Here is a 24,702-nt window from a genome sequence, read left to right as displayed (position 1 = left end):
TTCAATCTCTTGGCCGCAGGGGCGATATTCGCCAAATCTCGAAGTGGAATAGTGATGCCTCCCAGGACTGAACAGCTTTCGGTGTTTCCCGCTTTCTTCCGCGTGGAAGGAAGGATGGCGGCTGTTTTCGGCAATGGTGACGAAGCTTTTGCCAAGGTGCGGCTGCTTTTGAACACGCAGGCGAAAGTCGTTGCCTTTGCGCAGGCGCCGGAGGCTGATTATCACGCTTTCCTCATCGCCAACCGCATCGAAACCGTACGCGGCGATTTTTCACCCGATCAGGTCAAAGGCGCGACGCTTGTCTTTGCTGCTACTGGCGATGCCGAGGCGGATCGTGCGATCGTCGATGCGGCTCGCGCTGAGCGCATCCCGGCAAACGCCGTCGACCAGCCCGACTATTGCGATTTCTACACGCCTGCGCTGGTCAATCGCGCTCCTGTGGTCGTTGCCATCGGCACGGAAGGCGCCGGTCCTGTCCTGGCGCAGATGATCCGCGCGCAGATCGACCAGATGCTGTCGCCGTCGCTCGGCAAGCTGGCGGAACTGGCGACGCGCTATCGCAAGCCGGTTGAGCGTTTCGTGGCGCGTGGCGTTGCTCGCCGCGTCTTCTGGCGGCAGTTCTTTTCCGGACCGGTCGCCGATGCCGTCAATGCAGGCCATGTCGCGCAGGCGGAGCGGGCGGCGGATGAGTTGCTGCAGTCGTCGCGTGAAATCGAGGGCCGTATCTGGCTGGTCGGCGCAGGTCCTGGCGCGGAAGATCTCCTGACGCTACGCGCACAGCGCGTCATGATGGAAGCCGATGTCATCGTCTATGATGCCCTCGTGCCGCAGGCGATCGTCGACATGGGCCGCCGCGATGCGGAGCGCCTCTCCGTCGGCAAGCGCAAGGGGTGCCACAGCAAATCGCAGGAAGAGATCAACGATCTGCTGGTGCAGCTCGGCCGTGAAGGCAAGCGCGTTGTGCGGCTGAAGTCCGGCGATCCGCTGGTTTACGGCCGTGCCGGCGAAGAAATGGCGGCTCTGCGCGCCGCCGGCATCGGCTATGAGATTGTTCCCGGCATCACCTCGGCTTTCGCCGCTGCTGCCGATTTCGAATTGCCGTTGACGCTGCGCGGCGTTGCGTCGTCCTTGGTTTTCACAACGGGTCACGATCTCACAGGCGATGTGTTGCCCGATTGGGCGAGTTTGGCCGTATCTGGCGCCACCATCGCTGTATATATGGGACGGACTGTCGCCGCTTCCGTTGCCGGCCGCCTCATGCAAGCCGGCCTGCCGCCCGAGACGACCGTCGCCATCATCGAAAATGCAAGCCGGCGCGATCGTCGCCTGATGCATGGTATTTTACGAGATCTTCCTGATCTCGAGCACCGCGATGAGTTGAGCGGGCCGGTCATGGTCATCATCGGCGATGCCGTCGCCGGTGCGAATTTTGAGCAATCCGAGCCGCTGGTCCGTCGCGAGACCGCTGCTCAAGACTATGCAAGGAACTGATTGATGGTCGACAAGGTTTTGACCGCAAACCGGCTCACCGATGGCGTCGCCGTCTGGCTGAACGCAAATGGTGAGTGGGTGACATCGCTGCAGGAGGCGCTGGTCGCTCGCCATGCGGAAGCGGAAGCCGCACTGGAAGCGATCGGCAAGCAGGCCTATGCTGACAACAAGGTCGTCGATGTCAATCTGATCGACGTGCAGGAAACCGGCGGCAAGCTTTGGCCGCTGCGCCTGCGCGAGCGCATCCGCGCCGAAGGCCCCACCATGGAATATGCGCCGGGCTATGCCGCGGCCGATCCCGATTTCATTGCAGTCTGAGAAGTCCCGAGGAAGTCATGTATCGTTACGATGAATTCGACCACGCCTTTGTTGCGGAACGGGTTGCCCAGTTCCGCGATCAGGTGGAGCGACGCCTCTCGGGTGAGCTTTCGGAAGATGCCTTCAAGCCGCTGCGCTTGATGAACGGCGTCTATCTGCAGCTGCATGCCTATATGCTGCGCATCGCTATTCCCTATGGCACGTTGAGCTCGCGTCAGATGCGCATGCTCGCCCATATCGCGCGCACCTATGACCGCGGCTATGGCCACTTCACCACGCGCCAGAATCTGCAGTTCAACTGGCCGAAACTTTCCGAGATGCCCGATGCACTGGCCGATTTGGCCTCCGTCGAGATGCACGCGATCCAGACTTCGGGCAATTGCATTCGCAACGTGACGGCCGATCATTTCGCCGGCGCTGCGGCCGACGAAGTCGCCGATCCCAGGCCCTACGCCGAAATCCTCCGCCAGTGGTCGTCCGTTCATCCGGAATTTTCCTTCCTGCCGCGCAAGTTCAAGATCGCCGTCACCGGCGCCGAGCGCGACCGCGCTGCGATCCAGGTGCATGATATCGGCCTGCATTTGAAGAAGAACGACAAGGGCGAGATCGGCTTTGCCGTTTACGTCGGAGGCGGGCAGGGGCGCACGCCCCTGGTTGCCAAGCTCATCCGTGACTTCCTGCCGGAAGAGGATCTCCTGTCCTACACCACGGCGATCATGCGCGTTTACAATCTGCATGGCCGCCGCGACAACAAGTACAAGGCCCGTATCAAAATCCTCGTGCATGAAACCGGCGCCGAAGAACTGGCGCGTCAGGTCGAGGCCGAGTTCGACAAGCTGCGAGACACCGAACTGAAGCTGCCGGAAGCCGACGTTCAGGCAATCTCAGCCTATTTTGCACCACCGGCGCTGCCAGAGCGCCCAGAAGGTTGGGAAAGCCTGGCACGCTGGAAGAAGGCCGATCCGGCTTTTGCGCGCTGGGTGCAGCAGAATGTGCAGCCCCACAAGAACCCCGATTATGGCATGGTGACAATCTCGCTGAAGCCGATCGGCGGCATTCCTGGCGATGCGACGGATGTCCAGATGGAAGCTGTCGCGGATATCGCCGAGGAATATGCCTTCGACGAAATCCGCGTCAGCCATGAGCAGAATCTTATCCTGCCGCATGTTGCTCTGGCCGACCTCGAGGCCGTTTATCGTGGTCTGGTGGCCAACGGCCTGGAAACGGCGAATGCCGGCCTGATCACGGATATTATCGCTTGTCCCGGTCTCGATTATTGCGCTCTTGCCAATGCGCGTTCCATTCCGGTCGCGCAGGAGATCTCCAGGCGTTTCGGTTCGCCCGAGCGCCAGGCGGAGATCGGCGAGCTGAAGATCAAGATTTCCGGCTGCATCAACGCCTGCGGCCATCACCATGTCGGTCATATCGGCCTGCTCGGCGTCGAGAAGAAGGGTGCGGAACTCTATCAGATCACGCTCGGCGGCTCCGGCGACGAGAATACCTCGATCGGCGAGATCATTGGCCGAGGCTTCGAGCCCGACAAGGTGACCGACGCCATCGAAACCATCGTCAATACCTATCTCGGTCTTCGCCTCGATCCTTCCGAAACCTTCCTCGCCGCTTATCGCCGCGTCGGGCCGCAGCCGTTCAAGACGGCGCTCTACGGCGCGTCCTCGTCGGCAGCGGAAGCGGCGTAAGGAGATTGACCATGACCAAGATCTGGCGTGAAACAGGTTTCGTGGACAATGATCAATGGGTCATCGAGACCGATGAGGTCAAGGCGACCGAGACGCAGAAGCCGCTGCTTAGCCTTGATGCACTGATCGCGAAGGCGGAAGAGAGCAATGAGGCAGGCCTCGGCGTTCTCATCAAGCCTGCCGATGACGTAACCCGGCTGCAGCCCTATCTCGACCGTCTCGATATCGTCGCGGTCGCGTTTCCGGCATTCAACGACGGCCGCGCCTTCAGCCATGCCTCGCTGCTGCGTCAGCGCCTCGGCTATGCCAATGAGCTGCGTGCGGTTGGCGACGTGCTGATCGATCAGATTCCGCTGATGCTGCGCGTGGGTATCGATAGTTTCGCGGTCACCAACGCAACAGCGCTGAAGCGCCTGTCGGAAAATCGCCTTCCGGGCATTCCGCACTATTATCAGCCGACCGCTCGGCGTGCCGAAGGCGGACAGGCCTATAGCTGGCGGCGATTGCCGGCAAAGTCGGCCTGATGTGGAAAGGCTCACTGTTGCGGCAATTTGACAGTGTCGGATTGCCGTATTCAAGCCTCTCGAAGGATATAATGTCGGCAATCTGGAAACTTGACTGAAAAATGCATATTTCAGTCCTGTACTGCCGGTTGGAATGGAATGCCTTTCAAAACCGGCTATATTATTATATCAGCGTCGCGAAATGAGCCTGCCGGGAAAAACGTGCCCAGGAAAACGCGTAAGACTAATACGGGATCCGAGACAGAATGAACGCCCCCGCAAAGACAGATGAATTTGCTTCAGCAGTACCCGCAGGCGTCTTCGCCGAGAAGGTGCTGAGCGTCACGCATTATACCGACCGGCTCTTTCGTTTCACCATGACCCGGCCGCAAGGCTTCCGCTTCCGTTCAGGCGAGTTCGCCATGATCGGCCTAATGGTCGAGGGCAAGCCGCTGTATCGCGCCTATTCGATCGCGAGCCCTGCCTGGGCCGATGAGCTTGAATTCTTTTCCATCAAGGTGCCGGACGGTCCGCTGACCTCGCACCTGCAGAACATCAAGCCTGGCGATGAAGTGCTGATGCGCAAGAAGCCGACCGGTACGCTGGTTCTGGACGCGCTGACCCCTGGCCGCCGTCTCTACATGTTCTCCACCGGCACCGGCATTGCACCATTTGCGAGCCTCATCCGCGACCCGGAGACCTATGAGAAGTATGAGGAGGTCATCCTCACCCATACCACGCGCGATGTTGCTGAGCTGAAATACGGCTTCGATCTCGTCGAGGAAATCCGCAACGACGAGCTGTTGAGCGAAGTCGTCGGCGACAAGCTACGTCATTATGCCACCGTGACCCGCGAGGAATTCCCCTTCAAGGGCCGCATTACCGATCTCATCGAGAACGGCAAGCTTTTCAGCGATCTCGGCGTGCCGCCGCTGGATCCCGCGATCGATCGCGGCATGATCTGCGGCTCCTCCGCCATGCTGAAGGACACCAAGTCGCTGCTCGAGAAGGCTGGCCTGAACGAGGGTGCTAACAACAATCCGGCCGAGTTCGTCATCGAGCGAGCTTTCGTCGGCTGATCGGCCCCTAAATCCGGAATGAAAGGCGGCTTTGGTAACGGGGCCGCCTTTTTTCATGTGCCGCTGAGGTAATCAATGAGTGATGCCATTGCAGTCTCGGCCGCCTTGGCATCACCGCCTCGAATGGCTTCGATGGCCTGAACATGCATGGCGATCGCCAGGCCCATGCGATCATGCGTTCCAGTGGAATACCACAGACGGCGTGCGTGCGTCTGCACGGTTGCGAGCGCCGCTGTGATGAAGTTGTTGGGGCAGGCGGCTTCGAGAATTTCGTCGAAGGCCTTATCGGCAGCGAAAAAGCCGGGAAGGTCGCCGGTAACGGCACACTCCGTCATCAGGCGGGCGCATTCCTCCAACTGCTCGCGCTGCTGCTGATCGGCATGGGTGGCGGCGAGCGCGGCCGCAATTGGCTCCAATTCACGTCTCACCTGCATGACATATTGATGGTCTTCGGGGCGAATCTCCGCGATTTGCAGGCCGACGCGCGGCCGCACATGGATCAATCCCTGCCATGCAAGTTTCTGGATTGCCTCGCGCACCGGTGTTCGCCCATGCTCGGCCACTTCGATCAGCTGCTTTTCGGTGACGAGGGCGCCTGGCTTCAACGCAAGCGTCACGATCGCGTATTCCAACGCGAGATAGGCAAGATGGCTAAGCGAATTCTGCATTCGAGGCTGCGTCCGGCTTATGCTTGAGTGGCACACAGTGTCATTTAGCATCTCCGAAGGCAATCGGATGTGATATATCAGTATATTGCAAAGCCATGCGTCATGGCCGTGCCGCTGACTATCGTGTCTGCGGGCTCGTCGCTTTGCAGTCGCCGATCTCGGGGGCATTTCGCAAGCCTGGCTGGGAAAGCCGTGCGTTATCGACCGATTGCGGTTGCAAGGCTGGGCGGCCTTCGTTTGGCAGCCATGAGCAGGTCCAGTTCGGTGGACGACGGGCCGAACTTGTAGAAGAGGCGTTTTGCCTCCGCATCATCGAGGCGATATTTCCGTGCAAACTCGGCAATGCTGTAGGGGCGGCCGCGGATGACTTTGCGGGTGGTTGTCCGATTGGCGTTTTCCGTCATGTTTCCAACCTCCTTTCGGTTCCCTTTTGGTAGATAGCGTCGAGGTCGCGCTTGGAAAGGCCTCAAAAGCCTCGGCGCATTTTCGCTGTCTTGCGTCTCACCGGGTGAGCGCAACAAAAAAGGGAAGGCGGTTTGGCCCGCCTTCCCTTTTTTCCTCTTCCCAATTCGGGTTTTCGCAGCCCGATGCGCTGCTAACGTCTGATCAGTCGGCCGACGAAAATCAGGATGCAGGCGCCGATGAAACCTGTAATCAGGTAGTTCAGCCATACATGGAACGGCAGGACGATGCCGAGCGTACGGAAAAGCCAGCTGGCAACGAGCGCGCCGACAATGCCGAGGATGATGTTCATGATTATGCCCGTGTTGCTTTTCATGATCATCTCGGCGAACCAGCCAGCTAGGCCGCCGATGATAATTGCTGCAATCCAACCGACGTTTGCGTCTTCCATAAAAGAACCTCCTGAGGGCCCGACAGGTTGTTAACAATAACTGATATACACCAAAAACGATTCGCACCCCAACTGTTGCGGATGGCGAGCCGATCGATCCGTTCATTGCAACCCTGATTATTATGGGAAATTGTTACGGTTGTTTGGGTCTTTGAGAAGCGTTTGCCTTGTTGGAGCTCATCCGCGTACGGTGCCGGATTTCTGATTTTCCTTAATAATAGGCAACTTCCTCGGCTCGATGCCGTCGTTCAGGGGTAGTGAGGTGAGGAAAAGCATCCTCGGCCACTGACAACCGCAATTTTATGGGTTGACCGCAATAGGGCGTCTGCATATGTTCCGCGCACTTCCAACCGGGGCAGCTTCTGCCAGCGGAGAGGGAGAGCGTAGCTCAGTCGGTAGAGCAACTGACTTTTAATCAGTAGGTCATGGGTTCGAATCCCATCGCTCTCACCATCGCCTTTTTGTCCAGCCCGAAGAGATAGGTAACCGAACGTCCCTAGGACGAAGGTCGCGGGCTTTTGTATTACTCGATTTTTCAGTGATATCGACGTTACGCGGATAAAGCACCTGGCCAGATGTGGCACACAGACAGGAACAGTCAATTTTGCCGTGCAATCCAGACGCAAGAATAGCCCGGTATTCGCTGCCTGCAGGGGAGATGCGCGAATCGAGATATTTATCCGGCGCCGCTGATCTACTAAATGAGCGCTCTTAATACCAAAGGATCAAGATGTCTGACCATCCGCGTTCATTAGAGTCGACGAGGCGTTGTTTATCGGATCGAAAGCCGAAAGGGACGATTATTTACATAATGGTCGCCGCAGTTGCTGTAATCATCGGGTTGACTTCCGGACGGCACGAGAGCGCGATCCAAACGGTCCCCGAGGTCGCAAAGCTGGTTCATTAGATCGCTCATCAGGCGAGCCGAAGGCTGCACGGCCCGGCAGCCTTCGCAGTCGTTTCTGCATTGCCAAATCTCATGGATTGTTGGCCTCGGCTCGCGACGTGCTTTCGTTTTCCAGGCATAACGCACAGGTTGTTGATGAGATTTGGCCGGAATTGGCTGGTGACGAATCTCGATTTGGTAGTACCATAGCTTCATCAATAAGATTGTTGGTGAAGACGACAGGCGAATGATGGAATTCGTGGCAGAGCTGTCACTATGGGAGATTTATGCAACCGTTTGTGGGTTGCTGGTATCCTTGGGACTTTTGGCCGGATTGATCGCGGGCAGGAGGCTTCCGATAGCCTTGAGGCTGCTGCCGCTTTTAGGAATCGCGATGACCACACCGGTGACCGAGCGGTTAGTGGTTCCCTTCCTTTCGGAGCGCTATCCGGTGATCTTTGCCAACAAGGATTTACCTAAGAAGATCGATCAAAAGACCACGCTGACAAAGATAGATCTCACCGATCATATCTATAGCTATTTCTACGATCTTGACGACGATGATGACGATTTCGATCCGCCTCTCGTCAAATCCGCACAGCTCACTGACCTCTGCGACTTCCTGTTGCCGAAGTTCAGTTCCGGCGAAGCATCTCTGGCGAATTACATCTATCAGCTGAAGGGTAGGGATTATTCATTTTCAGTCGACAGCACCGACTGCTCCTGACCTTTGGACAGGCGAAATATTAAGAGCACCCTGATTCAAGATCGGCGATCGCTTACGGTCGAGCAACGTCGACGCATGTTCCGTGGCCAATGCCTATAGGATTGCGGGACTATGAGTGCGATTGCGGGATTATGCGATTGTGGAAAGTGCGACGACCGCAACCGCGGTGAGGCCACCGAAGATCGGTAGCAGTTTCAACATAACAAGCCGTGCGAGCTTCTTCCGTTCGACCGACGTCATGATTAGCTTCCTCACATGGCAGTGAAGCTTAAACGCATGAAATTCATGATTCGTTTCACGTCTATCGTCGCATTATTATATTATCTGTCGCTAAAAGTACAGTGAGGTGGCGCTTTGCCGCTTCCAAAGACGAAAATCCTCCGAAATTCGCTCGGCAGTCGGATGAGAGATCGCCGACTATGATGGTGTCGTTATTTCCATCGGAACCTAATCGCATCAAGTGAGTTCCCTTTTGAAAAGACAGGAGGCGCATCTTGGCACAGGATCGACAAAGTGAATCGCATGGTGGACGTGAGAAGAAGCAAGCCCTGGCGAAGATACAGCATAGCGAGATCCGTAAGGACGACCGGCTGAATAAAGAAAAAGACGAGGCTTCGCTCGTTGCCGATCCCCGCAACAGGCTTGCCGAGGGTAAAGTCGATCCGGTGACAAAAGAGCGTAAGCCTAGGGACGCATGAGCCCCAGGGACGTCTGAGCGATACACCGATGTCGGATGGCTGCTCGCGCGCGTCATGCGCCGTTTCTCATGGAAAGATAATCGCGCAGTCCGGCAAAAGTAGCGCAGCGACGATCGCGATGCGATCATCGTTTCTGCAGTGACGTTGCTGTTTGCGTCGCCGACTTCATTCTCCATCATTCATGAATGCAACGACTTAGGTGACGATGGGTTTGTGCCGCCGTCGTTCAGCGCGATGGCCATGATGGCAAGAAGAACATATTCGCGCTTCCAGCCGGATTTCATCGCCGCAGCAACCAGGCTCTCGATGGAGGGTTCCAGGGCGAAAAGACAGGCTGTCAGATAGTTAGTCTGCGATGCTGCTTCCGAAGGGGGAGGGTTTATGGCGGGTCTCAACTTCCTGCTCCGTCTATTGATTTGACCGGATAGGGATGGACTGTAATGTCAGTCGGTTTCCCGGGTTTGTCTCGTTTATTGCAGAACGTTGCTATGGCTGCGAGAGAGCCAAGCCCGCAATCGAAGTCGACAATGAGCGGGTGATAGCCGGATAACGCACACTCACGCCGGCCGGCATCAATGGCACTAGCCTGCAAGGTCATCTTAGAAAAGGCGACAACGGTTTTCCGTCCGGAATTCGGCGAGAACAACAGGATATGTCCGACTAAAGGATCGCAGCACAAGCGATCGTCGCAAGCAAACAGCGTTCAGACGCCGCAGCTCGGTCTTTCCGTCGGGATTATTTGATGGGAGCGCCGTAGTGGTCAACTCTACCGCCAGCTGGACGGCAAAGTTGACCACGATTCGAGAATGAAACGAGTTTTAGGCCTTGCCGCCGTTCTTCTTGCAATCGCTTCGGAACTTGGCACGTGCCTTTCCATGCAGACCCTTGGCGTCAGCCTGAGCCGAACATGCCTTTGAAACGGCGGTTTGGGCAGGCTTCGTTGCCTTCGGCTTCATCGTATTTGTCGTCGACGGGGTCGACGTCGTTGCGCTCGGGGTTGTTGTGGTCGTGCTAGGGGTGGTCGCCGTTTGTGCCATGGCACTTACGCTGAAGAGTGCGACAAAGGCTGCAGTCGTGAACATAGTAGCAATACGCATGGGGGCTTTTCCTCCGCTGAGTAGCTGGGGTGGAATGTACGTTGTTCGACGAACATCAACAGCTTGAACCAATATTTTTACAAAAGCAATTCGTTCATCAGCCGGCTCCGCGACCCTTGGTCACGCCCGGAAAATTCGGGGAAAACCGCGATCTTGCGCATGGCTATGCGTAGCTCAATTCCGTCAACTTTAAGGCAAGATGCCAAGCCCGCTCGAAAAGGTGATTGGCTTTCCGCTACCCGCGCCATTAGGAAAGAATCGGAATGACATAGCCGGAGTCCATCGTGTCGCTTGCCGATATCTCGCTTCTGAGTGCCTTGCTCGCCGGAGCGCTTTCGTTTCTTTCACCTTGCGTGCTGCCGCTGGTGCCGCCTTATCTCTGCTACATGGCGGGAATTTCGGTCGAGCAGTTTCGCGGAGGCGGTGCAGCGGTAGCGGGAAGCCCGAGTGTTCCTGGCCCGAGCGTTCGCGGCAATGTGCTGATGTCGGCACTGTTCTTCACCTTGGGATTTGCCACCGTATTTGTCGCGCTCGGCGCCGGTGCGTCCTCGATCGGCATGCTTTTGCGCCAGCACCTCGATGTTCTCGCCAAGATCGGCGGTTTGATCATCGTCATCATGGGGCTGAACTTCCTCGGCATCTTCCGCATCGGCCTTCTGGCCCGGGAGGCGCGCTTCCAGAGCGGCGGCAAGCCGGCGACACTGACGGGCGCCTATATCATGGGCCTCGCCTTTGCTTTCGGCTGGACGCCTTGCATCGGCCCGGTGCTTGGTGCGATCCTCGGCATTGCCGCCTCGCGTGAAACGGTGGGAGCCGGTGCGGGCCTGCTTGCCGTCTATTCGCTCGGGCTTGCCATCCCCTTCTGGATCGCCGCCGGCTTTTCCGGCGCCTTCATGCGCTTTCTCTCCCGCTTCCGCCGCCATCTCGGCACGGTCGAAAAGATCATGGGCGGGCTTCTGGTGCTGACAGGTCTGGCTTTCATCTTCGGCTATGTGAGCGACATGGCGATCTGGTTTCAGCAGACCTTTCCAATCCTGATGCAAATCGGCTAAGTCGGGCGATACCTTCCGCCTTTTTCCCGGCAAGTGGAACATGCTCGATGGCTGACACCCATGGCTGATATTGTTGGTCTGCTGCTGCCCTTCTTCGGCTTGATCCTGATCGGTTACGTTGCCGCGCGCATTACGAAGCAGCCGGCAGAAGCGCTCGGCTGGCTGAATACGTTCATTATCTACGCAGCATTGCCGGCGCTGTTCTTCAGGCTCGTTTCGCAGACGCCGATCGAACAGCTGACTCGGATCGACTTCATCGCCACCGATATCGCCGCGACTTACTCGATTTTCCTGCTGCTGTTCCTGATCGGCCACTTCCTGCGCCGCAATTCGCTTGCCGACAGCACTATCCAGGCCTTTGCCGGCGCCTATGGCAATATCGGCTACATGGGGCCGGGGCTTGCGCTACTGGCGCTCGGCGAACGGGCCGCGGTTCCGGTAGCGCTGATCGTGTGCTTTGAAAACGCACTGCATTTCATTGTCGCGCCTGCCCTGATGGCGCTGGAAGGCGGCGACAAGCGATCGCCATGGCGCGTTGCTGCCGATATCGCCCGGAAGGTACTGCTGCACCCTTTCATCCTGTCGACAGCGCTGGGTTTTGTCGTGGCTGCGTTATCGCTGCACCAACCGATCGCCTTCGAGCGATTTGTCAATTATCTCGCACAAGCGGCTGCACCTTGTGCACTATTTGCCATGGGGGTAACGCTCGCGCTGCGTCCGCTGAAGCGGGTTCCAGTCGAGATCGGCTATATCGTGCCGGCAAAGCTCATCCTGCATCCATTGGTCGTCTATGTCGTCCTGCAAGCTGTCGGCGGCTTCGATCCGATCTGGATCGAGGCGGCCGTATTGCTGGCGGCGTTGCCGACGGCAACGAACGTCTTCGTCATCGGCCAGCAATATGGTGTCTGGCAGGAGCGGGCCTCCGCTACCATCCTGATCACCACGGCCTGTTCCGTGGTGACGGTTTCGCTGGTGCTCTATCTGATAAAGTCCGGCACCTTACCGGCGCAGCTTTTCCCGTAATGCCGACGAAAAGTTGCGCAGGCCGCCACCCGGTTCGATACCCTCGCGCATGACGATGTTGCGCAGCGGAGCAATGGCCGAAAGCACATGCAGGCCTGCCGCGCGCAGCATCTGTACCGGCAGGAAGTCCGACAGCAGCGAACGATTGAGAAGATCGACGCTTGCCGTGCGGCTGATGATGTCAGCACGTCTCTTGCGGTCGAAACTATCGCCCGATGTGGCCGGGATCGGCTGGTCCCCCCGCGTGCAGAGAATATCTGTCAGCGCCAGGATATCGCGAAGGCTGAGATTGAGGCCTTGCGCGCCGATTGGGGGGAAGACGTGGGCTGCTTCGCCGATCAGCGCTACGCGGCCCTTGCCGAAGCGATAGGCTGTCATGCCTGAAAGGGGCCAGACCTGCACGCTGTCCTCGATCGTGACCTGGCCGAGCATCGATTGCATCCGCTCCTCGACCAGCCGGCCGAGTTCTTCGAGCGACTTCTCTGCGTTGGCTGCCGCTTCGGCCGGCTTCTGAACCCAGACGAGGCTGGAGCGCCGGCCGGGCAGAGGCACCTGCGTAAACGGACCGCTTTCGGTATGGAATTCCGTGGAGATGTTCTGATGCGACAGGCTATGCGAAAAATTCAGAACCATTGCCGATTGCGGATAGGACCAGCCCTTGGTCTTGATTCCGAGCGTCTCTCGCACCATCGAATTGCGGCCGTCCGCGCCGACGACGAATGCCGCATCGATCGAATCGCCATTGTCGAGGGTGATCGATACGCCATCATCGCCGAAGGTGGTCTCGGAAGCCGTGGCCTCGATGCGGCTGACATTGCCTTCCGCTTCGATGGCTTGGCTGAGATTGTCGAGCAACACGGCATTCGGAATATTGTAGCCGAAGGCATCCAGGCCGATTTCGGACGATCGGAACGAGACGGTCGGCGCCCGCAACAGTCGCGATGTGCCGTCTATGATGCGCATCGTCGTCAGCGGCGCGGCTGAGGGTGCGATCCTGTCCCACAGCGTCAGGCGTTCCAGAAAGCGGATCGACTGATCCATCAGCGCCGTCGTCCGCTTGTCGGCCTTGTTGTGCGGCGCCGCGACAAGGGCGACGGATCTTCCGCCGCGTGCCAGCGCGAAAGCCGTGATCATGCCGGCGAGTCCACCGCCGATAACGGCCACTTCAATCTGCTTCATATCGATGCCTCAATTGCCTTTGGTTCTGAAAATAAGCGCTTAGCCTGTTGAAATCCATGGGATGAAACATCGCAACGGGTGAAAATGACAGTAAGTCGCGCTAGCGTGCCGCAATGAACGCTTTTGCGCTGGCGATGCCGACCAAAGGATGCATATTAGCAAGAAAAACCGCCTGCCGGGGCAGGTGAATAAGCTGACGAGTCGTGGGGCGGATGAAAATCTTCAATTACAAGCGGGTGCCTTATGCGGAGATGCGTGCGTTCTCCGTTCATATACTGACGGCATCCGGATCGTTTCTCGCCTTTCTCGGTGTCGTCGCGGCGTCGGAACATCGCTTCGTCGATATGTTCTGGTGGCTTGGCCTGGCGCTGCTGGTCGATGGCATAGACGGACCGATTGCGCGCAAGGTCCGCGTCAAGGAGGTGCTACCCAACTGGTCCGGCGACACACTAGACAATATCATCGATTACGTGACCTACGTGCTCCTGCCTGCCTTCGCGCTCTATGAGAGCGGCATGATCGGCGAGCCTTGGTCGTTCGTCGCCGCTGGCATGATCGTCGTTTCCAGCGCCATTTATTACGCCGATACGGGCATGAAGACGGACGAATATTTCTTCTCCGGCTTTCCGGTGGTCTGGAACATGGTGATCTTCACCCTTTTCGTCATCGGCGCCAGTGCAACGACAGCCATGATCCTCGTCGGTGTTTCCGTCGTCCTGACCTTCCTGCCGATCAATTTTCTGCATCCGGTGCGCGTCAAGCGCTTGCGGCCGCTGAACCTTGGCATATTTCTCTTCTGGTCGGCGCTTGGCATCTATTCGCTGCTGATGCATTTCGTCATGCCGCAATGGGCGGTTGTCCTGTTCATCGTCAGCGGGACTTATCTTTATTGCATCGGTGCCGTGCTGCAGTTTTTCCCGTCCCTCGGACGTCAGTAAGGATTGTGCATCATGAAGAAGACCAAGGCTATCCGTATTCATGAAAATGGCGGTCCGGAGGTCATGAAGCTGGAGGAGGTGGATTTGCCACCTCCCGGCGCGGGTGAGGTGCAGCTTCGTCACGCTGCGATCGGCCTCAACTTCATCGATGTCTACTTTCGCTCCGGCCTCTATAAGGCACCTCAATTTCCGTTGCCGCTCGGTAAGGAAGCTGCGGGGACGATCACCGAAGTCGGGCCTGGGGTAACCGATTTTGCCGTCGGCGATCGCGTTGCCTATGCCGGCAGCGATGGCGCCTACAGCATCGAACGCAACATCGAGACCCGGCATCTGGTCAAAGTGCCCGATGATATTCCGCTTGAAACCGCGGCATCGATGATGCTGAAGGGCATGACGGCCGAGTATCTGCTGAACCGCACCTTCAAGGTTGGTCCTGGAACGACGCTGTTGTTTCATGCGGCTGCAGGCGGTGTAGGCCTGATTGCCGGCCAATGGGCTAAGGCCCTCGGCGCCGAAACCGTCATCGGCACTGCCGGTTCCGCCGAAAAGGTCGAATTAGCGCTGGCGCACGGCTACGACCACGTCATCGACTACAGCGAAGAGAATTTTGCCGAGCGTGTCCGCGAGATTACCGGAGGCAAGGGTGTCGATGTCGTCTATGACTCGGTGGGCAAGGATACTTTCCCGCGGTCACTCGATTGTCTGAAGCCGCGCGGGATGTGGGTCACCTTCGGCCAGTCTTCCGGCCCGATCGAGAATTTCAATCTTGCCATCCTCAATCAGAAAGGCTCGCTCTTTGCCACGCGGCCAAGCCTTTTTGCCTATGTCGGCACAGCTGAGGAGTTGAGAGCCAGTGCAAAGGCGTTATTTGCTGTTGTGCAAAGCAGCAAAGTGCGTATCAATATTCATCAAACTTATCCGCTTGTTGATGCAGGGCGCGCGCATGCGGATTTGGAAGCCAGGAAAACGAGTGGAACTACACTACTGATCCCATAGATCCGTAAAGGGCAGGACGGTGGGAAGGAAATGAGGGGAACGTGTCGTCATCCGATGCGCCGGCAACCGGTGCACTATTGTCGGTTCGCAAACTGACGAAACTGTTCGGCAGTTTTACTGCTTGCAACGAAATCGATCTTGAAATCCAGCCAGGCGAAATTCACGCCCTTTTAGGCGAAAACGGCGCCGGCAAATCCACGCTTGTCAAGATGCTGTTCGGCGTGCTCGAACCGTCGCATGGACAGATCGTCTGGCAAGGGCAACCTGTGTCGATAGACGCGCCGGGCACTGCGCGCAAGCTCGGCATCGGCATGGTATTCCAGCATTTTTCTTTGTTCGAAGCGCTGACTGTCGCCGAAAATATAGCGCTCTCGCTCGACAGCAATATCCCGCTTGCAAGAATTTCCGAGGAAGCCGCAAAGCTCTCTCACGCTTATGGATTGCCGCTCGATCCGAATGCGCATGTCGCCGATCTTTCGGTTGGCGAACGCCAGCGCATCGAGATTGTGCGGGCGCTTCTGCAAAATCCCAAACTGATCATTCTTGACGAGCCCACTTCCGTTTTGACACCGCAGGAAGCCGATCGTCTCTTCGAGACCCTGTTTAAGTTGAGAGACGAGGGACGCTCGGTGCTCTACATCAGCCATCGGCTGGAGGAGGTGCAGCGCATCTGTTCGCGCGCTACTGTCCTGCGCCACGGCAAAGTTACGGGCGCCTGCGATCCGCGGCAGGAAACGACCGGTTCGCTCGCTCGTATGATGGTCGGCAACGATGTCGCCAGCGTGCAGCACGAGGGCCTCGGTGCGAAGGGAGATATTCTCCTGGAGATTGCCGGTCTTTCGGCACCGGCACGAACCCCGTTTGCCATGGCACTGAAGGACGTTTCCCTGCGTGTGCGCGCCGGCGAGATCCTGGCGATTGCCGGGGTTGCCGGCAACGGCCAGGGCGAATTGTTCGATGTCATTTCCGGCGAATACACGGTCGCAGCGGACGATCTCGTCCAATTGCGCGGCAAGTCCGTCGGCACCAAGGGCATTAATGCGCGCCGACTGATCGGCGCCGGTTTCGTGCCGGAGGAACGCCACGGCCATGCTGCGGTATCCGCATTGAAGCTGTCGGATAACCTCGTGCTCGCCAGGCATCAGTCGGACCGCAAGTCGTTTCTGGGTGGTGGCTTCTTCAACGTCATCAGGCACGGCGCGGTCAAGCAGGCGACGAAGCGCATCTGCGAGGCTATGGATGTGCGCAAGAGCGGCGAGGATCCGGCTGCCGGCGCGCTGTCCGGCGGCAATCTGCAGAAGTTCATCGTCGGCCGCGAATTGGATCGTCAGCCGAGCGTGCTCGTCGTCAACCAGCCGACTTGGGGCGTCGATGCCGGCGCCGCAAGCCGCATCCGCCAGGCGCTGGTCGATCTCGCTCGCGATGGCTCGGCCGTGCTCGTCATCAGCCAGGATCTGGATGAGATTTTCGAAGTCGCGACCGATATTGCCGTCATTTCGGAAGGGCGGCTGTCACCGTCCTATCCCGCCGGCGAGTTGACGCGCGAAAAGATTGGCCTGCTGATGGGCGGGCTGCATGAATCGAAAACGCATTCGGAGCCTGCACATGCGCATTGAACTTGAAAAGCGCCCGCAGGTCTCGAAACTGTTCGGTTTGCTTTCACCTCTGCTTGCCCTCGCATTGGCGCTGATCGCCGGCACCATCATGTTCGCCGTCATGGGCAAGGATCCCGTCGAGGCGCTCGATGCTTTCTTTGTCGAGCCTCTGCTGGAAGTGTGGTCGCTGCACGAATTGGCGATCAAGGCCGGGCCGCTGATCCTGATCGCCGTCGGCCTTTGCCTCTGCTACCGTTCCAACAATTGGAATATCGGTGCCGAAGGCCAGTTCACGATGGGCGCGATCGCCGGCTCCTTCATCCCGATCGTCTTCACTGATTGGCATTCGCCGATGATCCTGCCTTTGATGCTGATCGCCGGCGCCATCGGTGGCGCGCTCTATGCCGCCATTCCGGCGCTTCTGAAGGCGCATTTCAATACCAATGAGATCCTGACGAGCCTGATGCTTGTCTATATTGCGCAACTGTTCCTCGATTGGTTGTCGCGCGGGCCGTGGCGCGATCCGCAGGGCCATAATTTCCCGCAGAGCATCGATTTTCCGCCGGAAGCCGTCCTGCCGGCAATCTGGGAGGATTCCGGGCGCGCGCATTGGGGCATCGTCTTTGCCGTTATCGCGGCGATCCTTGCCTGGTTCGTTATGAAATATACGCTGAAAGGCTTTGAGATAAGCGTGCTCGGCCAGTCGGCGCGGGCAGGGCGCTTTGCCGGCTTTTCCTCGCGGAAAATGGTTTGGTTCGCCTTTCTCGTTTCGGGGGCGCTCTCGGGATTGGCCGGCATATCCGAAGTTTCCGGTTCCATCGGCCATCTGCAACCGGCGATCTCGCCGGGTTACGGTTTCACCGCCATCATCGTCGCCTTTCTTGCGCGCCTCAATCCGCTCGGAGCCATCCTTTCCGGTCTGGTGCTGGCGCTGACCTATCTCGGTGGTGAAGCCGCGCAATTATCGCCGGGGATATCAGCCAAGGCGGCCAGCGTTTTCCAGGGCCTCTTGCTATTTTTCGTGCTCTCCTGCGACACGTTGATCTATTACAAAATCCGTGTGATCTGGTCGCGGGTCCGTGGAGGTGCGGCATGAGCGTTTTCGAAGCAATCCTCCTGACGATCATCACCGCATCGACGCCGCTCGTTATCGCTGGCCTCGGCGAATTGGTGGTGGAGCGCTCGGGCGTCCTCAACCTCGGCGTCGAAGGCATGATGATTATCGGCGCCGTCGCCGCTTTTGTCGGCGCGCAGATGAGCGGATCGCCCTATGTCGGCCTGCTGACCGGTATCATTGCCGGTGCGCTCTTCTCGCTGCTGTTCGGCTTCCTCACTCTGACGCTGGTGACGAACCAGGTGGCGACCGGTCTGGCGCTGACCATCCTGGGGCTCGGCCTTTCCGGCATGATCGGTGAAGGCTATGTCAGCGTGCCTGGCGTCCAGCTGCACGAGATCGTCTTCCCGTTCCTGTCGGATATTCCGCTGATCGGCTCGGTGCTGTTCAAGCAGGATCTGACCTTCTACCTCTCAATCGCGCTTCTGATCGGCGTGAATTGGTTCCTCTTCCGCAGTCGCGCCGGCCTGAAACTGCGTGCCGTCGGCGACAGCCATGGCTCCGCCCATGCGCTCGGGATCGACGTCATCCGCACGCGCTATCTCGCTGTCATGTTCGGCGGTGCCTGCGCCGGGCTTGCCGGCGCGCAGCTCTCGCTCGTCTATACGCCGCAATGGGTGGAGAACATGTCGGCCGGCCGCGGTTGGGTGACGCTGGCGCTCGTCGTCTTCGCCTCCTGGCGGCCGATGCGTGTTCTGGCCGGCGGTTATCTCTTCGGCGCCGTAACGATCCTGCAGTTCCATGCGCAGGGCTTCGGCGTCGGCATTCCCTCGCAATTCCTGTCGATGCTGCCCTATGCGTCGACTATTGTGGTTCTCGTCATCATCTCTCAAAATCGCCGCGCGACCTTGATCAACACGCCAGCGTCGCTCGGCAAGGCCTTCGTTCCGGAGCGTTGATTGCAACGGCCGGACCGATTTCTGCAAAACATGTCAAACCAGTAGGGGTAACCATGAAAAAACTAGCACTCGCCCTCACAACGACAGCGGCAGCCATCGTTGGTTTCGCTGCCGCTGCAGAAGCAGCACCGACCAAGGTCTGCTTCGTCTATGTCGGTTCGCACACGGACGGCGGCTATTCGCAGGCGCATGATCTCGGCCGTCAGCAGATCCAGAAGGAATTCGGCAACAAGATCGAGACGCCTTATCTCGAAAACGTACCGGAAGGCCCGGACGCCGAGCGCGCCATCGAGCGTCTCGCCCGCTCCGGCTGCTCGCTGATCTTCTCCACCTCGTTCGGCTTCATGGATGCGACCGTCAAGGTTGCCGCCAAGTTCCCGAAAGTGAAGTTCGAGCATGCGACCGGCTTCAAGAGCGGTCCGAATCTCGCGACCTACAACTCGCGCTTCTATGAAGGCCGCTATATCCTCGGTCAGATCGCCGCCAAGATGTCGAAGAACCATGGTGCCGCCTACATCGCGTCCTTCCCGATTCCGGAAGTCGTGATGGGCATCAACTCCTTCGAACAGGGCGCCCGCTCGATCGACCCGAGCTTCAAGCTGAAGGTCGTATGGGTCAACACCTGGTTCGACCCGGGCAAGGAAGCTGACGCCGCCAAGGCCATGGTCGACCAGGGCGTCGATATCCTGACGCAGCACACCGATACGACGGCGCCGATGCAGGTGGCTGAAGAGCGCGGCATCCATGCTTTCGGCCAGGCCTCCGACATGATCAAGGCTGGCCCGAAGGCACAGCTGACGGCGATTGTCGACACCTGGGGCAACTACTACTCCAAGCGCGTTCACGCACTGCTCGACGGCACCTGGAAGTCCGAACAGAGCTGGGACGGCCTCAAGGACGGTATCCTGAAGATGGCCGACTATACGAACATGCCCGACGACGTGAAGAAGATGGCCCAGGAAACCGAAGCCAAGATCAAGTCCGGCGAGCTGGCTCCCTTCACCGGTCCGATCAACAAGCAGGACGGCACGCCCTGGCTCAAGGCCGGCGAAAAGGCTGACGACGGCACGCTGCTCGGCATGAATTTCTACATCGAAGGCGTGGACGACAAGCTGCCGGCTTCGAAGTAATCTCAGGCGAATAGTTAAAGTTGAGAAAAGGGTGCCTCAGGCGCCCTTTTTTGTTGCGCTGCATCATCGAATGTCGATTTACAAAAGTATTACTATATGATTTTTTGACGGCGGGCCTGAGGAGATGGCCTTTGGGAGATAATCATGAAGTTTAAGACCGCACTCGTTAGTGCTACGATTCTCGCTGCCTGCATGTTTACGTCGGCGTCGGCTAAAGACCTGGTTGTCGGCTTCTCGCAAATTGGTTCGGAGTCTGGCTGGCGCGCGGCTGAGACCACGTTGACCAAACAGGAAGCCAAGAAGCGCGGCATCGACCTGAAATTCGCTGACGCGCAGCAGAAGCAGGAAAACCAGATCAAGGCGATCCGTTCGTTCATCGCACAGGGTGTCGATGCGATCCTGCTGGCGCCCGTCGTCGAAACCGGCTGGGATGCCGTTCTGAAGGAAGCCAAGGAAGCAAAGATCCCGGTCATTCTGCTTGACCGCACGGTCGCCGCGCCGAAGGACCTTTATCTGACGGCTGTCACGTCTGACCTGGTTCATGAAGGCAAGGTTGCCGGCGACTGGCTCGTGAAGACAGTCGGCGACAAGAAGTGCAACATCGTCGAGTTGCAGGGCACGACCGGTTCCTCGCCGGCCATCGCCCGTAAGAAGGGCTTCGAGGAAGCCATCAAGGGCCACGATAACCTGAAGATCGTTCGCAGCCAGACCGGCGACTTCACCCGCGCCAAGGGCAAGGAAGTCATGGAAAGCTTCCTGAAGGCTGAAAACGGCGGCAAGGATATCTGCGCGCTCTACGCTCACAACGACGATATGGCCGTCGGCGCCATTCAGGCGATCAAGGAAGCCGGCCTGAAGCCGGGCAAGGACATCCTGACCGTGTCGATCGATTCGGTTCCGGATCTCTTCAAGGCCATGGCTGCCGGTGAAGCCAACGCAACCGTGGAGCTGACGCCGAACATGGCTGGTCCGGCCTTCGATGCACTCGATGCCTACCTGAAGACCAAGAAAGAGCCGCCGAAGTGGATCCAGACGGAATCCAAGCTCTACACGCAGGCCGATGATCCGCAGAAGGTCTACGAGCAGAAGAAGGACCTCGGCTACTAAGACGAAAGCCCATCGCACCGAATCGGCAATGCCGCGCCGGTGCGATATCGTGTGCAAGATGCCGGCGCACCCGTAGAATGCGCCGGCTATCGCTTTCGCAATTTGATTCATTCCAAGGAAATTCGCGCTTCATGGCTCACGACGTAGAGCGACTTCTGACGGCGACAGGTTTTTGTAAATATTTCCCTGGTTCGACCGCTCTCGATCATGTCGATTTCACATTGATGCGTGGCGAGGTCCATGCGCTTCTCGGCGAAAACGGTGCCGGAAAATCGACCTTGATCAAATGCATGACCGGCGCCTATCGCCGCGATGCGGGCACTCTGGTTCTCGACGGGGCCGAGATCGATCCGCATGATACGCTTGCCGCTCAGAAGCTCGGTATTGGAACGGTCTACCAGGAAGTGAACCTGCTGCCCAATCTGAGCGTGGCGGAAAATCTGTTTCTGGGTCGTCAGCCGCGGCGGTTCGGTATGGTCACCAGCCGCGTCCTGAACAAGATGGCGAGAGATCTGCTGTCACAATATGGCTTGGATATCGATGTCAGCCGCCAGCTCGATCGCTTTTCGGTTGCCATACAGCAGGTGATCGCTATCGCCCGCGCGGTCGATCTCTCTGGCAAGGTGCTCATTCTCGATGAGCCCACTGCGAGCCTGGATACGCATGAAGTCGAGATGCTGTTCGGTGTCGTCAGGCGATTGAAACAGCGCGGGCTCGGAATTGTCTTCATTACGCATTTCCTGGAGCAGGTTTACGAAATCTGCGATCGCATCACCGTTCTCCGCAACGGCCGGCTGGTCGGCACGCGCGAGGCGGACGGTCTTCCGCGGCAGACCCTGATCGCCATGATGCTTGGCCGCGAACTCGCCGAGACTGAAAGCACGATCAAGCAGAGCGAGACGGAAAGCGGCCCGATCAAATATCACTTCACGAATTTCGGCAAGCGCGGCAAGATCAAGCCGTTCGACATGGAGGTGCGCGTCGGCGAAGTGGTCGGCATTGCCGGCCTGCTCGGCTCGGGGCGGACGGAGACCGCCGAAGTGCTCTTCGGCGTTGAGCGCGCCGACAGCGGCGAGGCGAAGATCGAAGGCAAGCCCATTGCACTTTCCAGTCCGCGCGCCGCGATCAAGAGCGGCTTCGGCTTTTGCCCGGAAGATCGCAAGACCGATGGGATTATCGGTGATCTCTCCATTCGCGAAAATATCGTCATGGCGCTGCAGGCAAGGCGGGGCTGGGCAAGGCCATTGCCGCGCAGCGAGCAGAACGCCATCGCCGATCGCTATATCAAGGCGTTGGATATCCGCACGACCGACCGGGAAAAGCCGATCAGGCTCCTTTCAGGCGGTAACCAGCAGAAAGCCATACTTGCCCGCTGGCTGGCAACCAATCCGAGCTTCCTCATCCTGGATGAACCGACGCGCGGCATCGATGTCGGTGCCCATGCGGAAATCATCCGATTGATCGAGGATCTTTGCCGGCAGGGAATGTCCCTGGTGGTCATTTCATCCGAACTCGAGGAGCTTGTCGCCTATAGTTCGCGAGTCATCGTCCTGCGCGACCGCGAACATATTGCTGAGTTGACCGGCAGTGAGATAACGGCCGGAAATATCGTCGAGGCTATCGCCACGGCTCAAAAGACGCGGGAGGACGCATGAGCTCGCCAATCAAAACCTCCTTGCTTCGGCTGATGCCTCAGTTCATTGCACTCGCGGTTATTCTTCTGTTGAATTTCATCATGTTCCCGCATTTCTTTCATCTGGAAGTTCAGAACGGAAGACTCTACGGGAGCTTGGTAGACGTACTCAATCGTGGTGCGCCGGTAGCGCTGCTCGCCATTGGCATGACGCTGGTCATCGCCACGAAAGGGATCGATCTGTCCGTCGGGGCGGTCATCGCGATTTGCGGCGCTGTCGCGGCTTCCTCGATTGTTGCCGGCTACTCGCTTTCCTATACGCTGCTCTTGACGATCGGCATCGGTCTGGCATGTGGCCTCTGGAACGGATTCCTCGTCGCTGTACTCGATATCCAGCCCATCATCGCGACGCTGGTGCTGATGGTGGCGGGCCGCGGCATCGCGCAATTGATCACTGAAGGCGCGATCCTCACCTTCAACAATGACGGGCTGATCTTCCTTGGCAGCGGCTCCTTCGCCGCCCTGCCGATGCCTGTCGTGATCTGGCTTGTCGCTGCGCTTCTGGTGATTGCTCTGGTGCGGCGCACAGCTCTCGGAATGCTGGTCGAAGCCATTGGCATCAATCGCCGGGCAAGCACCTTGTCCGGTATCCGGACCCCGGTCCTGCTCATCGCTGTTTACGCATTGAGCGGCCTTTGTGCCTCCATCGCCGGCATCATCGTCACGGCCGATATCAAGGGTGCGGACGCCAACAATGCCGGTCTGTGGCTTGAGCTGGATGCGATCCTTGCGGTCGTGGTTGGTGGCAATTCGCTGCTTGGCGGCCGTTTCAGCATCGTCGGTTCGCTGATCGGCGCGATGATCATTCAATCGGTCAATACGGGCATCCTGCTCTCCGGCTTTCCGCCGGAGTTCAATCTGGTGATCAAGGCGATCATCGTCATCGTCATTCTGGTCATCCAATCCCCCGCCATGCAGTCTGCAACTGCATTCTTCTGGCGCCGGCGCGCCGAGGGGCAGATGGTGCAAAAGGAGCAGGCAAAGTGAATTCGAAATATCTCCCGCTGCTTGCGACCATCGTCATCTTCATTCTGGCTTATGCCGGCTGCGTGACACAGTATCCCAACATGCTGTCGACACGCGTGATCGGCAACCTTTTGACCGATAATGCCTTTCTCGGTATCGCAGCTGTCGGCATGACATTCGTCATCATCTCCGGCGGAATTGATCTGTCCATCGGATCGGTCATTGCCTTTACCGGCGTGTTCCTGGCGATCGTCCTTCGCGATACCACGATCCATCCCTTGATCGCTTTCGCTCTGGTCCTCGTGATCACGACAATTTTTGGCGCCGGCATGGGCGCCATCATCCACTATCTCAGCATGCCGCCCTTTATCGTGACGCTGGCCGGCATGTTCCTGGCGCGGGGCATCGCCTTCGTGCTGTCGATCGACAGCATTCCGATAGAGCATGATTTCTACTCTCAGCTCAACGATCTCTATTGGCTGATGCCCGGCGGCGGCCGGCTGACCTTGATCGGCAGTCTCATGCTACTCGTCTTTGCCGGCGGCATCGTGCTGGCGCATCGCACCCGTTTCGGTGCCAATGTCTACGCGCTGGGTGGGGGGGCGCAGACCGCGGAACTGATGGGCGTGCCCGTGGGAAGAACGACGATCCAGATCTACGCTCTGTCCGGCTTTCTCGCCGGTCTATCCGGAATCGTTTTTTCCATTTATACCTCGGCGGGATATTCGCTTGCTACAGTCGGCGTCGAACTCGATGCGATCGCTGCCGTGGTTATAGGCGGAACACTGCTGACGGGAGGAGCGGGGTTCGTCGGAGGAACACTCATCGGAATTCTCATACAGGGCTTGATTCAGACCTACATCACCTTCGATGGAACGCTTTCCAGCTGGTGGACGAAGATATTGATCGGCTTGTTGCTGTTTGCCTTTATTCTGATGCAGAAGGGTCTCCTGCTGCTTTCCCGCTTGAATCGACGATATGCCTGAGGGAGGG

Annotated in this window: 24 protein-coding genes and 1 tRNA gene; 20 read left to right on the top strand and 5 right to left on the bottom strand. The window is 58.2% G+C overall.

The genetic code is table 11. The features are described 5' to 3' along the window. The first annotated feature begins 54 nt into the window (after window positions 1-54). The 5 genes from cysG to AC13QY_RS22680 all read left to right on the top strand — a co-directional run bounded on the left by cysG (window position 55) and on the right by AC13QY_RS22680 (window position 5,088). Complete coding sequence (gene cysG / locus AC13QY_RS22700) at window positions 55-1,491, top strand: siroheme synthase CysG (protein WP_113352568.1); 1,437 nt, start codon at window positions 55-57, stop codon at window positions 1,489-1,491. A 3-nt stretch (window positions 1,492-1,494) separates the two neighbouring features. Then, window positions 1,495-1,809 (top strand): DUF2849 domain-containing protein, encoded by a 315-nt coding sequence (locus AC13QY_RS22695; RefSeq protein WP_015339836.1) that lies wholly within the window; start codon window positions 1,495-1,497, stop codon window positions 1,807-1,809. Between the two features lie 17 nt (window positions 1,810-1,826). Beyond that, a complete protein-coding gene (locus AC13QY_RS22690; protein ID WP_113352567.1) occupies window positions 1,827-3,506 on the top strand; it encodes a nitrite/sulfite reductase in 1,680 nt (559 codons plus the stop codon). 11 nt (window positions 3,507-3,517) lie between these two features. Continuing rightward, window positions 3,518-4,030, top strand: a complete 513-nt coding sequence (locus AC13QY_RS22685; protein ID WP_113333743.1) for a DUF934 domain-containing protein — start codon at window positions 3,518-3,520, stop codon at window positions 4,028-4,030. Window positions 4,031-4,275: 245 nt separating this feature from the next. Continuing rightward, window positions 4,276-5,088: a ferredoxin--NADP reductase gene (locus AC13QY_RS22680; RefSeq protein WP_069612125.1), complete on the top strand. Its 813-nt coding sequence runs from the start codon at window positions 4,276-4,278 to the stop codon at window positions 5,086-5,088. Between the two features lie 53 nt (window positions 5,089-5,141). Here the strand turns inward: AC13QY_RS22680 and AC13QY_RS22675 are convergent, their stop codons facing one another. The 3 genes from AC13QY_RS22675 to AC13QY_RS22665 all read right to left on the bottom strand — a co-directional run bounded on the left by AC13QY_RS22675 (window position 5,142) and on the right by AC13QY_RS22665 (window position 6,609). After that, window positions 5,142-5,756, bottom strand: coding sequence for a GntR family transcriptional regulator (locus tag AC13QY_RS22675; protein ID WP_113352566.1), 615 nt, complete (start codon window positions 5,754-5,756; stop codon window positions 5,142-5,144). Window positions 5,757-5,953: 197 nt separating this feature from the next. Further along, window positions 5,954-6,160 (bottom strand): hypothetical protein, encoded by a 207-nt coding sequence (locus tag AC13QY_RS22670; protein ID WP_095434843.1) that lies wholly within the window; start codon window positions 6,158-6,160, stop codon window positions 5,954-5,956. A gap of 191 nt (window positions 6,161-6,351) precedes the next feature. Then, a complete protein-coding gene (locus tag AC13QY_RS22665) occupies window positions 6,352-6,609 on the bottom strand; it encodes a GlsB/YeaQ/YmgE family stress response membrane protein (protein ID WP_095434844.1) in 258 nt (85 codons plus the stop codon). A 377-nt stretch (window positions 6,610-6,986) separates the two neighbouring features. Between AC13QY_RS22665 and AC13QY_RS22660 the strand changes: the two genes are divergently transcribed. The 3 genes from AC13QY_RS22660 to AC13QY_RS22650 all read left to right on the top strand — a co-directional run bounded on the left by AC13QY_RS22660 (window position 6,987) and on the right by AC13QY_RS22650 (window position 8,920). Further along, window positions 6,987-7,062: transfer RNA gene (locus AC13QY_RS22660), tRNA-Lys, on the top strand. A gap of 680 nt (window positions 7,063-7,742) precedes the next feature. Beyond that, window positions 7,743-8,222 (top strand): hypothetical protein, encoded by a 480-nt coding sequence (locus AC13QY_RS22655; RefSeq protein ID WP_113352565.1) that lies wholly within the window; start codon window positions 7,743-7,745, stop codon window positions 8,220-8,222. Between the two features lie 494 nt (window positions 8,223-8,716). Next, the gene (locus AC13QY_RS22650) at window positions 8,717-8,920 is read left to right on the top strand and encodes a hypothetical protein (RefSeq protein WP_113333746.1); all 204 of its coding nucleotides are present in this window, start codon (window positions 8,717-8,719) and stop codon (window positions 8,918-8,920) included. Between the two features lie 818 nt (window positions 8,921-9,738). Here AC13QY_RS22650 and AC13QY_RS22645 read toward each other — a convergent pair. Further along, window positions 9,739-10,017, bottom strand: a complete 279-nt coding sequence (locus AC13QY_RS22645; RefSeq protein WP_113333747.1) for a PsiF family protein — start codon at window positions 10,015-10,017, stop codon at window positions 9,739-9,741. A gap of 284 nt (window positions 10,018-10,301) precedes the next feature. Between AC13QY_RS22645 and AC13QY_RS22640 the strand changes: the two genes are divergently transcribed. After that, entirely contained in the window at window positions 10,302-11,069 is a 768-nt protein-coding gene (locus AC13QY_RS22640; protein ID WP_113352563.1) for a cytochrome c biogenesis CcdA family protein, read from the top strand. A gap of 60 nt (window positions 11,070-11,129) precedes the next feature. Then, on the top strand, window positions 11,130-12,092 hold the full coding sequence (locus tag AC13QY_RS22635; RefSeq protein WP_113352562.1) for an AEC family transporter: 963 nt from the start codon (window positions 11,130-11,132) through the stop codon (window positions 12,090-12,092). Here AC13QY_RS22635 and AC13QY_RS22630 read toward each other — a convergent pair. Continuing rightward, entirely contained in the window at window positions 12,069-13,271 is a 1,203-nt protein-coding gene (locus tag AC13QY_RS22630) for a UbiH/UbiF family hydroxylase (protein WP_113352561.1), read from the bottom strand. The two genes, AC13QY_RS22635 and AC13QY_RS22630, sit on opposite strands and share 24 nt — an antisense overlap. 212 nt (window positions 13,272-13,483) lie before the next feature. Here AC13QY_RS22630 and pcsA point away from each other — a divergent pair, with 212 nt between their 5' ends. The 10 genes from pcsA (at window position 13,484) to yjfF (ending at window position 24,695) form a co-directional block, all read left to right on the top strand. Further along, window positions 13,484-14,209: a phosphatidylcholine synthase gene (gene pcsA, locus AC13QY_RS22625; protein WP_113352560.1), complete on the top strand. Its 726-nt coding sequence runs from the start codon at window positions 13,484-13,486 to the stop codon at window positions 14,207-14,209. A gap of 12 nt (window positions 14,210-14,221) precedes the next feature. Next, window positions 14,222-15,205, top strand: a complete 984-nt coding sequence (locus tag AC13QY_RS22620; protein ID WP_113352559.1) for a quinone oxidoreductase family protein — start codon at window positions 14,222-14,224, stop codon at window positions 15,203-15,205. Between the two features lie 41 nt (window positions 15,206-15,246). Continuing rightward, complete coding sequence (locus tag AC13QY_RS22615) at window positions 15,247-16,821, top strand: ABC transporter ATP-binding protein (protein WP_113333753.1); 1,575 nt, start codon at window positions 15,247-15,249, stop codon at window positions 16,819-16,821. After that, entirely contained in the window at window positions 16,811-17,896 is a 1,086-nt protein-coding gene (locus tag AC13QY_RS22610) for an ABC transporter permease (protein ID WP_069612137.1), read from the top strand. The genes AC13QY_RS22615 and AC13QY_RS22610 overlap by 11 nt, the downstream gene beginning before the upstream one ends. After that, complete coding sequence (locus AC13QY_RS22605) at window positions 17,893-18,813, top strand: ABC transporter permease (RefSeq protein WP_113352558.1); 921 nt, start codon at window positions 17,893-17,895, stop codon at window positions 18,811-18,813. The genes AC13QY_RS22610 and AC13QY_RS22605 overlap by 4 nt, the downstream gene beginning before the upstream one ends. A gap of 53 nt (window positions 18,814-18,866) precedes the next feature. After that, complete coding sequence (locus tag AC13QY_RS22600; RefSeq protein ID WP_069612139.1) at window positions 18,867-19,943, top strand: BMP family ABC transporter substrate-binding protein; 1,077 nt, start codon at window positions 18,867-18,869, stop codon at window positions 19,941-19,943. Between the two features lie 144 nt (window positions 19,944-20,087). Beyond that, window positions 20,088-21,050, top strand: coding sequence for a galactofuranose ABC transporter, galactofuranose-binding protein YtfQ (gene ytfQ / locus AC13QY_RS22595; protein ID WP_069612140.1), 963 nt, complete (start codon window positions 20,088-20,090; stop codon window positions 21,048-21,050). Between the two features lie 131 nt (window positions 21,051-21,181). Next, complete coding sequence (ytfR, locus tag AC13QY_RS22590) at window positions 21,182-22,705, top strand: galactofuranose ABC transporter, ATP-binding protein YtfR (RefSeq protein WP_113352557.1); 1,524 nt, start codon at window positions 21,182-21,184, stop codon at window positions 22,703-22,705. Further along, complete coding sequence (locus tag AC13QY_RS22585) at window positions 22,702-23,730, top strand: ABC transporter permease (protein ID WP_113389610.1); 1,029 nt, start codon at window positions 22,702-22,704, stop codon at window positions 23,728-23,730. The genes ytfR and AC13QY_RS22585 overlap by 4 nt, the downstream gene beginning before the upstream one ends. Further along, window positions 23,727-24,695, top strand: coding sequence for a galactofuranose ABC transporter, permease protein YjfF (yjfF, locus tag AC13QY_RS22580; RefSeq protein WP_113352555.1), 969 nt, complete (start codon window positions 23,727-23,729; stop codon window positions 24,693-24,695). The genes AC13QY_RS22585 and yjfF overlap by 4 nt, the downstream gene beginning before the upstream one ends. The last annotated feature ends 7 nt before the right edge of the window (window positions 24,696-24,702 follow it).

It is taken from the genome of Martinezella sp. CNPSo 3795 (assembly GCF_057784475.1).
The sequence above is the reverse complement of the archived record's forward strand: the minus strand, read 5'-3'. Positions and strand labels throughout refer to the sequence as shown.

What these genes read in the sequence shown, in the direction of transcription:
- AC13QY_RS22645 (WP_113333747.1), bottom strand. Translation starts at nt 10,017, where the DNA reads ATGCGTATTGCTACTATGTTCACGACTGCAGCCTTTGTCGCACTCTTC.
- AC13QY_RS22635 (WP_113352562.1), top strand. Translation starts at nt 11,130, where the DNA reads ATGGCTGATATTGTTGGTCTGCTGCTGCCCTTCTTCGGCTTGATCCTG.
- pcsA (WP_113352560.1), top strand. Translation starts at nt 13,484, where the DNA reads ATGAAAATCTTCAATTACAAGCGGGTGCCTTATGCGGAGATGCGTGCG.
- AC13QY_RS22670 (WP_095434843.1), bottom strand. Translation starts at nt 6,160, where the DNA reads ATGACGGAAAACGCCAATCGGACAACCACCCGCAAAGTCATCCGCGGC.
- AC13QY_RS22600 (WP_069612139.1), top strand. Translation starts at nt 18,867, where the DNA reads ATGAAAAAACTAGCACTCGCCCTCACAACGACAGCGGCAGCCATCGTT.
- AC13QY_RS22620 (WP_113352559.1), top strand. Translation starts at nt 14,222, where the DNA reads ATGAAGAAGACCAAGGCTATCCGTATTCATGAAAATGGCGGTCCGGAG.
- AC13QY_RS22585 (WP_113389610.1), top strand. Translation starts at nt 22,702, where the DNA reads ATGAGCTCGCCAATCAAAACCTCCTTGCTTCGGCTGATGCCTCAGTTC.
- AC13QY_RS22690 (WP_113352567.1), top strand. Translation starts at nt 1,827, where the DNA reads ATGTATCGTTACGATGAATTCGACCACGCCTTTGTTGCGGAACGGGTT.
- ytfR (WP_113352557.1), top strand. Translation starts at nt 21,182, where the DNA reads ATGGCTCACGACGTAGAGCGACTTCTGACGGCGACAGGTTTTTGTAAA.
- AC13QY_RS22610 (WP_069612137.1), top strand. Translation starts at nt 16,811, where the DNA reads ATGCGCATTGAACTTGAAAAGCGCCCGCAGGTCTCGAAACTGTTCGGT.
- AC13QY_RS22605 (WP_113352558.1), top strand. Translation starts at nt 17,893, where the DNA reads ATGAGCGTTTTCGAAGCAATCCTCCTGACGATCATCACCGCATCGACG.
- ytfQ (WP_069612140.1), top strand. Translation starts at nt 20,088, where the DNA reads ATGAAGTTTAAGACCGCACTCGTTAGTGCTACGATTCTCGCTGCCTGC.
- cysG (WP_113352568.1), top strand. Translation starts at nt 55, where the DNA reads ATGCCTCCCAGGACTGAACAGCTTTCGGTGTTTCCCGCTTTCTTCCGC.
- AC13QY_RS22655 (WP_113352565.1), top strand. Translation starts at nt 7,743, where the DNA reads ATGATGGAATTCGTGGCAGAGCTGTCACTATGGGAGATTTATGCAACC.
- AC13QY_RS22665 (WP_095434844.1), bottom strand. Translation starts at nt 6,609, where the DNA reads ATGGAAGACGCAAACGTCGGTTGGATTGCAGCAATTATCATCGGCGGC.
- AC13QY_RS22685 (WP_113333743.1), top strand. Translation starts at nt 3,518, where the DNA reads ATGACCAAGATCTGGCGTGAAACAGGTTTCGTGGACAATGATCAATGG.
- AC13QY_RS22675 (WP_113352566.1), bottom strand. Translation starts at nt 5,756, where the DNA reads ATGCAGAATTCGCTTAGCCATCTTGCCTATCTCGCGTTGGAATACGCG.
- AC13QY_RS22695 (WP_015339836.1), top strand. Translation starts at nt 1,495, where the DNA reads ATGGTCGACAAGGTTTTGACCGCAAACCGGCTCACCGATGGCGTCGCC.
- AC13QY_RS22680 (WP_069612125.1), top strand. Translation starts at nt 4,276, where the DNA reads ATGAACGCCCCCGCAAAGACAGATGAATTTGCTTCAGCAGTACCCGCA.
- AC13QY_RS22630 (WP_113352561.1), bottom strand. Translation starts at nt 13,271, where the DNA reads ATGAAGCAGATTGAAGTGGCCGTTATCGGCGGTGGACTCGCCGGCATG.